The organism is Halomonas sp. H10-59, from assembly GCF_040070555.1.
GTDB lineage: Bacteria > Pseudomonadota > Gammaproteobacteria > Pseudomonadales > Halomonadaceae > Halomonas > Halomonas litopenaei.
On record NZ_CP098828.1, the window covers coordinates 2746993 to 2757579 of the forward strand.

The window sequence follows — 10587 nt, forward strand, 5'->3', positions numbered from 1 at the left end:
CAACGACCGCCGACGAGCGGACTCGTGCGGCGGTCGTGGTAAAGCAGCGCTTCAACACATCACTATGGGGAGGCTCCAGCATGGCAGCCTCGGGCGAACCTCTAGACCAGGGCGTCGAGCCCCCTGGCCAGGTCAGCCTTGATGTCGTCGAGATTCTCGAGCCCCACGGCGATGCGCAGCAGATTCTCGGAAATGCCGGCGGTCGCCTTCTGTTCGTCCGACAGACGCCCGTGGGTGGTGGTCGCCGGGTGGGTAATGGTGGTCTTGGCGTCTCCCAGGTTGCCGGTGATCGACAGCATGCGGGTGGCATCGACCACTGACCAGGCCTGCTCGCGCCCGCCCTTGACCTCGACCCCGACCACGGCGCCGAAGCCCTGCTGCTGGCGGCTCGCCACCTGGTGCTGGGGATGACTCTCGAGTCCGCTGTAGTGAACCATCTCTACCGCCGGGTGAGCGTCAAGCCAGCGCGCCAGTTCCAGCGCCGAGGCCGCGTGAGCCTTCATCCGCAGGTTCAGCGTCTCCAGTCCCTTGGTGAAGATCCAGGCATTGAAGGGACTGAGGCATGGGCCGCAGGTCCGCACCACCCCGAAGACTTCCTCGAGCTCCTTGTCACGCCCGACCACGGCCCCGCCGATGGCGCGCCCCTGGCCATCCAGGTACTTGGTGGCCGAATGGATCACCAGATCGGCGCCCAGTGACAGCGGCCGCTGCAGCGCCGGCGTCAAGAAGCAGTTGTCGATGGCGAGCAAGGCATCGTGGCGATGGGCCAGTTCGGCCAGCGCTTCGATATCGACGACCTCGGACAGCGGGTTGGAAGGCGTCTCGGCGAACAGCAGTCGGGTCGCCGGGGTCATCGCCGCTTCCCAGGCGTCCAGATCGGAAAGCTCCACATAGCGTGTGGTGATACCGAACTTGCCGAGATACTTGTCGAACAGGCTGACGGTGGAGCCGAACAACGAGCGCGAGGCGACGATCTCGTCACCGGCCTGAAGCAGTGCCAGCGCGGTGGACAGGATGGCGGCCATGCCGGAACTGGTGGCCACACAGCGCTCGCCCCCTTCCATCGCCGCCAGGCGACGTTCGAAGGTGCGTACCGTGGGGTTGGTGAAGCGCGAGTAGACGTTGCCCGGCTCATCACCGGAAAACTTGCGCGCCGCTTCGGCTGCGCTGCCGTAGACAAAGCTCGAGGTCGGAAAGATCGGCTCGGAGTGTTCCTGCTCCTGGGTGCGATCGTGCCCCGCCCGGATGGCCAGGGTCTCGAGGTTCCATTCGTCCTGCGTCGGGTCCAGCATATCCGTCTCCATCACTCGCCAGGGTGCCGTCGACTCGGACGGGTAGAGAGAGAGCGCCTTCGGGCACTCCCCCTGCCGACCGACGACGCCCTGCGGTTAGCTGTTGGGTATCAGTCGATATCGTCCTGATTGTGCATGCCGACCAGGGCGTGATCGCCAGCGCTCTGATCCTGCTTGGCGCCATCGTTGCGCGAAGCCTCGAGATCGGACAGGTAGGCCTCGTCGATGTCGCCGGTGATGTACTTGCCATCAAACACCGAACAGTCGAACTCGGCCAGCGCCGGATTGACCTCACGACAGGCCGCCTTCAAGTCCTCAAGGTCCTGGTAGACGATACGATCGGCGCCGATCAGCTCACCCACCTCGGCCTCGCTGCGGCCGTGGGCGATCAGCTCGCTGGCGGCGGGCATGTCGATGCCGTAGACGTTGGGATAACGCACGGGCGGCGCGGCAGAGGCAAAGTATACCTTGTTGGCGCCGGCGTCGCGGGCCATCTGGATGATCTGCTTGCAGGTGGTGCCGCGCACGATGGAGTCGTCCACCAGAAGCACGTTCTTGCCCTTGAACTCGATATCGATGGCGTTGAGCTTTTGGCGCACGGACTTCTTGCGCTGGGTCTGCCCGGGCATGATGAAGGTCCGCCCGATGTAGCGGTTCTTCATGAAGCCTTCGCGATAGGTAACCCCCAGGTGCTGGGCCATCTCGAGTGCCGAGGTACGCGAGGTGTCGGGAATCGGGATGACCACATCGATGTCGTGATCCGGCCATTCGCTCTTGATACGATCGGCGAGCTTGCGGCCCATCTGCAGACGAGTGCCGTACACGTAGGCACCGTCCAGCAGAGAATCGGGGCGCGCCAGGTAGACGTGCTCGAAGATGCAGGGGGCAAGCAGCGGACGATCGGCACAGGACTGAGTGTGGTAGTTGCCATCCATGTCGACGAAGATGGCCTCGCCCGGCGCCAGGTCGCGCACCAGCTCGAAACCACCGACGTCCAGCGCCACCGACTCGGAGGCGATCATCACTTCCTGCCCCTCGCCCTGATCGCGGGTGCCGAAGACCACCGGACGGATGCCCTGGGGATCACGGAAGGCGACCAGCCCAACACCGTTGATCACCGCCACCGCCGCGTAGCCGCCGCGGCAACGACGGTGCACCCGACGCACGGCGTCGAAGATGTCGCCCGGCAGCAGATGGGGCCCCTGCTTCCCCAGCTCGTGGGCGAAGACGTTGAGCAGCACCTCGGAGTCCGAGCTTGTGTTGATGTGGCGCAGATCCGAGGAGAACAGTTCCTTCTTGAGCTGCTCGGAATTGGTCAGGTTGCCGTTGTGCGCCAGCGCCAGACCGTACGGGGAGTTCACATAGAACGGCTGCGACTCGGCCTCGCTGGACGAGCCGGCGGTGGGATAGCGCACGTGGCCGATGCCCAGGTTGCCCTTCAGGCGCGCCATGTGGCGTGTGTGGAAGACGTCACGTACCAGACCGTTGCTCTTGCGCAGCAGGAAACGGCCCTCGTTCCAGGTCATCATGCCCGCCGCGTCCTGACCCCGGTGCTGTAGCACCGTCAGGGCGTCGTAGATTGCCTGGTTAACCGCCTGCTTGGCCATCAGGCCGACGATACCGCACATTCAACTTACCTCATTTACCGTGAAACGCCGCCCGGGGGCCAGCGCAAGAGTCGTCTGTCACTGGCGAAGTCAGAGCGTGCTTGTGGCACCTTGCTTCGCATCGTCGATGGCAGATCCCTCTGCCTCGCCACCGGTCGGCGGCGATGGTTCTGCCTGGGGCAGCTCGCGCAGGGACTCGGGAAAGTCCGGCAGGCTGCCCTCGAAATCACTCAGTTGGCCAAGGCCCCAGTCACGCAGCTGCTCGAAGTGGGGGCGCACGCTGGCATCCTGCCAGGCCGTCAGTTGGTCCAGCGGGGTAAAGCCGATCAGCAGCGTGACCAGGGTCAACACCGCTGCCGCCTTCACCCCACCGAACAAGGCGCCGGTCAGGCGGTTGAGAAAGCCGGCGCCGGCCCACTCCACCGCCGCCTGGATCATCCGTATCAAGATGCCGCCGAGCAGGATCGTGATCACGATGATCAGGATAAAGGCCACGATAAGCCGGCCATCGGGACTGTCGATCCAGTTGCCCAGCACCTCGGCCACCGGCTCGGCGAACATGCGTGCCGCCAAAAGTGCCACGATCCAGCTGGCCAGGCCCAGCGCCTCACGCACCAGGCCACGGACGAACCCCGCCGCCACGGCCAGCGCCAGCACGGCGACGAAGACCCAGTCCACCCATGTCACCAGCATCAGCTATCCACCTTGACCAGAAGCCCCTGCAGATTTTCCCGGGACTTGAGCTCGCTCATCACGCCCTCGGCGTCCTCGGACGCCCCGAAGGGACCCACGTAGACCGTGGTCAGCGAATTGTTGCGCTCACGCGAGTAGGCGGGGTAACCCTGGTCACGCAGCTTCTGCATCAGGCGCTGGGCGTTGCCGGCCTCGCCGAAGCTGCCCACCTGCACCGCCCACTCACCGCCTTCCGCCGCGGTGGGGCCGCTCGTCGTGCGCTGCTCGGCCTGGCGCGCCAGGGCGGCGATGGGATCTTCCCGCGGCTGGCTGGCCTCGGGTGCCGGTTCGGACTCGGCCTGGCGCTCGGAGGACGCCTGTTCGGCCACCTGCTGCGCCGGTTCGGAGTCCACCTGCTGTGGTTGGCTGGACTCGGAGGGTTCGCTCTGGCCCTGGTCGGCCTGCGAAGCATTGCCCTCGCCGGGGGCAACCGGTGCCTGAATCTGCCCAAGCCCTTCCGGCGGGGTGGGCTCAGGCACGTCGCGGCGCTCCACATCCACCGGCGGGTCGATGGTCAGCACCGGGTCCGGCCGCTGCTCGGGGGATTCGGGCTCATCAAACAACATCGGCACGAAGATGACGCCCAGCGCCACCACGATAATGATCCCGCTGATCCGCTCACGCATTCCGTATTTCATGTCGCTCCCTCGATGACGCCACCGCCACTGGACTGGCGGCTCCATCTCGCCAGTATGGCAGCCACGGTGAAGAAGGATCCCGTCACCAGTACACGATCTGCCGGCTCGACGCACGATTCGAGCCAGTCGGCGCCGTCATCGACGCTATCGGCGTGGTGAAGGATGGTGCCACCTTGATGTTCGATACGTGCCGCCAGGTCGGCTGCGCTACGTCCGCGATCGCCCTCGAGCGTCACCGGCAGCCAGGCGTCCACCACCGGCGACAGCGCGGCGATGACCCCCTCGGCGTCCTTGTCCTCGAGCATGCCGATCAGACACAGGGTCCGCCCCTGGACCTCCCTTTGCACTTCACGCCGTTCGGCCAGTCGCCCGGCCAGATAGTTGGCGGCGTGAGGGTTGTGGCCCACGTCAAGGCACCAGTTACCGCGCCACTGCATCCGCCCGGGAAGACGCACCTCGGCCAGTGCCTGGCGACAGGCGTCGGGATCGAGTTCACCAAGGGCCAGCCACAATGCCTGCAGCGCAGAAGCGGCGTTATCCAGCGGCAGCCCGGGATCGCTTAGTCGTTCCAGGCCGACCGGCTGGCCTTGCGCGTCGCTGCCGCGCCACGACCAGCCGCCCTGTTCTCCATCAGGTCCTGCACAAGGTGCTGCTTGAGGGCCTGCATGTCTGCCCGAATGGGCGAAGGCCTCGCCGAGCGCAAAGATCGGCGCACCCAGCGAACGGGCATGGTCGGCAACGCTCGAGGGCAGGTCACGACTGCCCAGCACCGCCGGACGCCCGGTACGCATGATCCCGGCCTTCTCGCGGCCGATGATGGCAATATCGTTGCCCAGGAAGGCGGCGTGGTCCTGAGCCACGGTGGTCACCACGGCGACATCCGGATCCACCACATTGACCGCGTCCAGGCGACCACCGAGGCCGACCTCCAGCACCGCCAGCTCGGGCTGGCGCCTGGCGATGGTCCACAGCGCGGCCAGGGTACCGACCTCGAAGTAGGTGAGGCTGACAGGAGATGGCGCGAGCCTGGCCTGCTCCACCGCGACGAAGCCTTCGATCAGCACCTCGTCGCTGGCCTCGCTGGCGTCCAGCCGAAGGCGCTCGTTGTAACGCACCAGATGGGGCGAGGTGTAGGCCGCCGTGGACAGCCCATGGGCCCGTCCCAGCGCCTCGAGCATGGCCACCGTGGACCCCTTGCCGTTGGTGCCGGCGACGGTGATCACCCGGCGTGCAATCGGCCGCTCGCTCAGACCGAGACGCTGTGCCACACAGGCGACCCGCTCGAGGCCCAGATCGATGCCGACGGGGTGGGCGGCCTCGAGTCGGGCGAGCCAGCTATCCAGTGTGGTGGGCAGACCGTCGTTGTCCATGGGCTAGCGCGGTGTGTCCTGGGTGCGTTCGCCGTCCTTCGGCTCCTCGCCTTGGCCAGCATCGGCTTCGTCGCTGTGCGTCTGCTGCTCGGCCGTCTCCGGCGCGTGCTCGGCCTGGGCGCCTTCACTGTCTGCCATGGCCACCGCCAGGTCACGCTCGGCGGCTTCGGCGGCGTCCACCAGGTCGGGCTCACTGTCGTCGGCGATACCTACCGCAGGTTGATGGGTCAGCTTGCGCAGCACCCCACCCAGCCGCGAACGCATCTCGTGGCGATGGACGATCATGTCGACGGTGCCGTGCTCGAGCAGGAACTCGCTGCGCTGGAAGCCTTCAGGCAGCTTCTCGCGCACCGTCTGTTCGATGACCCGAGGACCGGCAAAGCCGATCAGGGCGTTGGGCTCGGCCACGTTGAGATCGCCGAGCATGGCCAGTGACGCCGACACGCCACCGAACACCGGATCGGTCAACACCGAGATATAGGGCACGCCGGCCTGCTTGAGGCGCTCAAGCGCGGCGGAGGTCTTGGCCATCTGCATCAGCGAGAACAGCGCTTCCTGCATGCGCGCACCGCCGGATGCCGAGAAGCACACCAACGGCTGGCCCTCTTCGAGAGCGATAGTGGCGGCACGCACGAACTTCTCGCCGACCACGGCTCCCATGGAGCCACCCATGAAGGTGAACTCGAAGGCCACCGCGACCACCGGCAGGCCATCGAGAGAACCGCGCATGGCGATCAGGGCATCGTTCTCGCCGGTGTCCTTCTGGGCCGCGGCCAGGCGGTCCTTGTACTTCTTGGAGTCACGAAACTTGAGACGATCCACCGGCTCGAGGTCGGCGGCGATCTCTTCGCGACCTTCCTTGTCGAGGAACCAGTCAAGGCGCTTGCGCGCAGTCAGGCGCAGATGGTGATCACACTTGGGGCACACGTTGTGGTGCTTTTCGAGTTCGGGCAGGTAAAGCACCGACTCGCACTTGGGGCACTTACGCCAGAGACCGTCCGGAACGCTCGCCCGGCGGTCCTTGCGCTGAATGCGGCCCACCGAGGGCACAATCTTGTCTAGCCAGCTCATGTCAGAAGTCTTCCGTTGCTACGGTCGCCGGCGGTGGCCGACGACAGGGTCGAATCTCTTCCCCGATCGCCTCTCAGGCGTCCAGGGCCTGGCGTATCTCTGTCATCACCGCCTTCAATTCGGCGATGGCCTCGCGGGGAGCGTCACAGTGCTCGGCGATACGTGAGACCAGGGCACTGCCGACGATGACGCCATCGGCAACCTTTGCCACTTCCGCGGCGGAAGCGCCGTCGCGGATACCGAAACCGACACACAGGGGCAGATCGGTCAACTCGCGCAGCGGCGCCAGATGGGCCGCCACATCGTCGGCGTTGAGGCTCGCCGAGCCGGTCACTCCCTTGAGCGACACATAGTAGAGATAGCCATGCGCGTGGGCGCATATTGTAGCGGCACGCTCTGGGGAAGTGGTAGGGGCGACAAGAAAGATTGGCGCCAAATCCTCGGCTTCCAGCAAGGGCCCCAGTTCATCGGCCTCTTCCGGCGGCATGTCCACCACCAGCACGCCATCGACGCCGGCCGCCCTCGCCTCCCGGGCGAAGCGCTCGATACCCAGGCGCTCGATGGGATTGAGATAGCCCATCAGCACCACCGGGGTGTCGTCGTCCTGACGCCGAAATTCGGCCACCATGGCCAACAGGTCGGTCAGGCGGGTGCCGTGCTTCAAGGCACGCTCACAGGCCTTCTGGATGACCGGGCCATCGGCCATGGGGTCGCTGAAGGGGACCCCGAGCTCGATGATGTCGGCGCCGGACTCTACCAGCGCGTGCATGTAGTCGACGGTCACCTCAGGGGTGGGGTCGCCCCCGGTGATGTAGGGAACCAGCGCCTTGCGACCCTGATCGGCGAGAGAACGAAAGCGTTTATCGATACGAGACATGAAATTCTCTAGCTCCTACAGGTCGATTCCGTCGATCTTGGCAACGGTGAGGATGTCCTTGTCGCCACGCCCGGACAGGTTGACCACGATGTTCTGGTCCGGCGACAGGGTCGGCGCCAGCACCTTGGCGTGGGCCAGGGCGTGGGCCGATTCCAGCGCCGGCATGATGCCCTCGACGTGGGTCAGCTCACGGAAGGCCTCGAGCACGGCGTCGTCGTTGGCGGCCACATAGTTGACCCGGCCGACGTCCTTCCACAGCGCGTGTTCGGGCCCGACACCGGGGTAGTCGAGGCCCGCCGAGATCGAGTGGGTATCGCTGACCTGGCCGCCCTCGTCGGACATCAGGTAGGTGCGGTTGCCGTGAAGCACGCCGCGGGGCGCGCCGGAGGCCAGGGGCGCGGCGTGACGGCCGGTCTCGACTCCGTCACCGCCGGCTTCGACGCCATACATCTCGACGCCGTCGTCTTCGACGAAGGGATAGAACAGCCCCATGGCGTTGGAGCCACCGCCGACGCAGGCGATCAGCGCGTCGGGCAGTTTGCCGAACTGCTCGAGCGACTGGCGACGCGCTTCGCGGCCGACCACCGCGTTGAAGTCACGCACCAGTTGCGGGTAGGGATGCGGCCCCGCCACGGTACCGATGATGTAGAAGGTATCGTCGACGTTGGTGACCCAGTCGCGCAGCGCCTCGTTCATGGCATCCTTGAGCGTGCGGGTGCCGGAAGTCACCGGAATGACGTTGGCCCCCAGCAGGCGCATGCGATAGACGTTGAGCTTCTGACGCTCGGTATCGGCCTCGCCCATATAGACGTCACAGCGCAGGCCCAGCCGCGCCGCCACGGTGGCGGTCGCCACGCCATGCTGGCCGGCGCCAGTTTCGGCGATCACCCGGGGCTTGCCACTCTTCTTGGCCAGCAGCGCCTGGCCGATGGTGTTGTTCACCTTGTGGGCGCCGGTGTGATTGAGATCCTCGCGCTTCAGCCAGATCTGGGCACCGCCAAGCTGCGCAGACCAGCGCCGGGCGTGATAGAGCGGCGACGGCCGACCGACGTAGTGCGCCAGGTCGTGGTCAAATTCGGCCTGAAAGTCAGGATCATCCTTGAGGCTTTCGTAGGTGCGGCTCAGATCGTCCAGCGCGAAGCTCAAGGTTTCCGAGACAAAGCGACCTCCGTAGGCCCCATAGTGCCCCCGAGCGTCAGGCCATTGGGTCAGTTCACTGAACTTGCTCACGTCGGACTCCTTGCGGATAAACTGGCTGAATGAAAGGTCGGTGATGGTCGCTCGCCACCGGGCGTGGGGCCTGCTGCCGCTTCAGCGGCGGACGTCGCCCTGCCCCACGGCGCGCATGAAGGCCTGCATGCGCTCTGGATCCTTGGCGCCCGGCGCGCTTTCGATGCCCCCGGAGACGTCGAGGGCGAAGGGCCTCACCCGGTCAATCGCCTCGGCGGCGTTGTCCGCCGACAGGCCACCGGCGAGGATAACAGGTTTTGCCAGCAACGACGGGATGCGCGACCAGTCGAAAGTGTCACCGGTGCCGCCGGGCACGCCTGGGCGATAGGCGTCCAGCAGCAGTGCCTGGGCGCCGGCGTAGGTGCGTTCGGCCTCGTGCAGATCGAGGCCGTCGCGCATTCTCAGCGCCTTTATATAAGGGCGCGCAAAGCGCTCGCAGGCCTCGGCGCTCTCGCTACCGTGAAACTGCAGCAGGTCGAGACACGGCAGTGCCCTTTCGATGGTCTCGTCGTCGGCATCGACGAACAGCCCCACCCGGGTGACGAAGGCCGGCACCCGCGCCGCGAGTTCTGCCAGCCGCTCCAGGCTGACCGCCCTCTTGCTGCCGGGCCACAGCACAAAGCCCAAGGCATCGGCGCCCAACGCCACGGCGGCGTCAATATCCTCTTCGCGGGTAAAGCCGCAGAACTTGACGCGGGTACGGTGCGCGGAAGCGATCATCAGGACTCCTTGTCCGCGACGTGTGCCGCCGAAGCGCCGGCAGGTCCTTCAGCGGAACCGTCGCCGAGCCCGTCGGCGAGCTCTTCGGCACGCACCGCCCTGCGCGTCTCGGCGATCGGACGTCCGCGGCGAAACTCCACCATGGGGCAGTCCGGCAGCGGGCGCTCACCCGTCCACTCCCCCAGGAAGGCCAGCAGATTCGGCCCCAGTGGTTCGGCGGGCAGTTGCCACTCGGGGTCGTACAGGGTGTCGACGAAGTGCAACCCGCAGCCTGGCGCCGTCACATCGCTCTGCTTGCGATCCTTCAGCGCCATCAGCCGCGGGATGTAGTCGGTGCCCTGCTCGCCCCGCCCCACCGTCACCAGCGCGCCGACGATGTTGCGCACCATATGGTGCAGGAAGGCGTTGGCCTGAAGGTCCACCACCACCAGCGGGCCGTGGCGGTGTACCTCGATGAAGTGCAGGTGGCGCCAGGGCGTCTTCGACTGACAGCCGGCGGCACGAAAACTCGAGAAATCGTGCTCGCCGACCAGCGCCTGGGCGGCCTCGTGCATGGCGTCGGCATCCAGCGGGTCGCGGCACCAGGTGGCGTTGGCACGCTCCAGCACCGGGCGGCTCGGCTGGTTGAGGATGACGTAGCGATAGCGCCGGCCCAACGCCTTGAAGCGGGCGTGGAATTCGTCGGGCACCTCGCGAATCCAGCGGATCGCCACATCCCGGGGGAGGTTGGCGTTGCCGCCGAACACCCAGGCCTTCTCGGAACGCTCCACCGGCGGGTCGAAGTGGGCGATCTGGCGGGTCGCGTGCACGCCTGAGTCGGTGCGTCCGCTGCAATGCAACGTGATCGGCACACCCGCCACCTTGGCCAGCGCCTTCTCCACCGCCCCCTGCACCGACGGGGCGTGCTTGAGCCGCTGCCAACCGCAATAGTGAGTACCGTCGTACTCGACGCTGAGCGCCAGACGACCCTTGAGGGGGGTACGTTCATCGAGATGGTGAAAGAAGGACATACGACCTGCTGAATACAAGATAATCAATAGAGGCAACCAG

The 10587-nt window shown here is 66.1% G+C and carries 10 protein-coding genes; all 10 read right to left on the bottom strand.

Annotation, left to right across the window (positions count from 1 at the left end):
- Nucleotides 1–101: 101 nt before the first annotated feature.
- The 10 genes from NFG57_RS12050 to truA all read right to left on the bottom strand — a co-directional run bounded on the left by NFG57_RS12050 (nucleotide 102) and on the right by truA (nucleotide 10547).
- On the bottom strand, nucleotides 102–1292 hold the full coding sequence (locus NFG57_RS12050; protein WP_260425408.1) for an O-succinylhomoserine sulfhydrylase: 1191 nt from the start codon (nucleotides 1290–1292) through the stop codon (nucleotides 102–104).
- Nucleotides 1293–1402: 110 nt separating this feature from the next.
- The gene (gene purF / locus NFG57_RS12055; protein WP_045992459.1) at nucleotides 1403–2920 is read right to left on the bottom strand and encodes an amidophosphoribosyltransferase; all 1518 of its coding nucleotides are present in this window, start codon (nucleotides 2918–2920) and stop codon (nucleotides 1403–1405) included.
- 69 nt (nucleotides 2921–2989) lie between these two features.
- Nucleotides 2990–3592 (bottom strand): CvpA family protein, encoded by a 603-nt coding sequence (locus NFG57_RS12060; RefSeq protein WP_071211105.1) that lies wholly within the window; start codon nucleotides 3590–3592, stop codon nucleotides 2990–2992.
- Nucleotides 3592–4269: an SPOR domain-containing protein gene (locus tag NFG57_RS12065; RefSeq protein WP_348814407.1), complete on the bottom strand. Its 678-nt coding sequence runs from the start codon at nucleotides 4267–4269 to the stop codon at nucleotides 3592–3594. The genes NFG57_RS12060 and NFG57_RS12065 overlap by 1 nt, the downstream gene beginning before the upstream one ends.
- Entirely contained in the window at nucleotides 4266–5639 is a 1374-nt protein-coding gene (folC, locus tag NFG57_RS12070) for a bifunctional tetrahydrofolate synthase/dihydrofolate synthase (RefSeq protein ID WP_348814408.1), read from the bottom strand. Before folC ends, NFG57_RS12065 begins: the two co-directional genes overlap by 4 nt.
- A gap of 3 nt (nucleotides 5640–5642) precedes the next feature.
- The gene (gene accD, locus NFG57_RS12075; protein ID WP_348814409.1) at nucleotides 5643–6710 is read right to left on the bottom strand and encodes an acetyl-CoA carboxylase, carboxyltransferase subunit beta; all 1068 of its coding nucleotides are present in this window, start codon (nucleotides 6708–6710) and stop codon (nucleotides 5643–5645) included.
- Nucleotides 6711–6783: 73 nt separating this feature from the next.
- A complete protein-coding gene (gene trpA / locus NFG57_RS12080; protein ID WP_108133029.1) occupies nucleotides 6784–7587 on the bottom strand; it encodes a tryptophan synthase subunit alpha in 804 nt (267 codons plus the stop codon).
- 15 nt (nucleotides 7588–7602) lie between these two features.
- Nucleotides 7603–8817 (bottom strand): tryptophan synthase subunit beta, encoded by a 1215-nt coding sequence (gene trpB, locus NFG57_RS12085; RefSeq protein WP_181248630.1) that lies wholly within the window; start codon nucleotides 8815–8817, stop codon nucleotides 7603–7605.
- An 81-nt stretch (nucleotides 8818–8898) separates the two neighbouring features.
- The gene (locus NFG57_RS12090) at nucleotides 8899–9537 is read right to left on the bottom strand and encodes a phosphoribosylanthranilate isomerase (RefSeq protein WP_348814410.1); all 639 of its coding nucleotides are present in this window, start codon (nucleotides 9535–9537) and stop codon (nucleotides 8899–8901) included.
- Nucleotides 9537–10547, bottom strand: a complete 1011-nt coding sequence (gene truA, locus NFG57_RS12095; protein ID WP_348814411.1) for a tRNA pseudouridine(38-40) synthase TruA — start codon at nucleotides 10545–10547, stop codon at nucleotides 9537–9539. Before truA ends, NFG57_RS12090 begins: the two co-directional genes overlap by 1 nt.
- Nucleotides 10548–10587 lie beyond the last annotated feature (40 nt).

What these genes read in the sequence shown, in the direction of transcription:
- NFG57_RS12050 (WP_260425408.1), bottom strand. Translation starts at nt 1,292, where the DNA reads ATGCTGGACCCGACGCAGGACGAATGGAACCTCGAGACCCTGGCCATC.
- purF (WP_045992459.1), bottom strand. Translation starts at nt 2,920, where the DNA reads ATGTGCGGTATCGTCGGCCTGATGGCCAAGCAGGCGGTTAACCAGGCA.
- NFG57_RS12060 (WP_071211105.1), bottom strand. Translation starts at nt 3,592, where the DNA reads ATGCTGGTGACATGGGTGGACTGGGTCTTCGTCGCCGTGCTGGCGCTG.
- NFG57_RS12065 (WP_348814407.1), bottom strand. Translation starts at nt 4,269, where the DNA reads ATGAAATACGGAATGCGTGAGCGGATCAGCGGGATCATTATCGTGGTG.
- folC (WP_348814408.1), bottom strand. Translation starts at nt 5,639, where the DNA reads ATGGACAACGACGGTCTGCCCACCACACTGGATAGCTGGCTCGCCCGA.
- accD (WP_348814409.1), bottom strand. Translation starts at nt 6,710, where the DNA reads ATGAGCTGGCTAGACAAGATTGTGCCCTCGGTGGGCCGCATTCAGCGC.
- trpA (WP_108133029.1), bottom strand. Translation starts at nt 7,587, where the DNA reads ATGTCTCGTATCGATAAACGCTTTCGTTCTCTCGCCGATCAGGGTCGC.
- NFG57_RS12090 (WP_348814410.1), bottom strand. Translation starts at nt 9,537, where the DNA reads ATGATCGCTTCCGCGCACCGTACCCGCGTCAAGTTCTGCGGCTTTACC.
- truA (WP_348814411.1), bottom strand. Translation starts at nt 10,547, where the DNA reads ATGTCCTTCTTTCACCATCTCGATGAACGTACCCCCCTCAAGGGTCGT.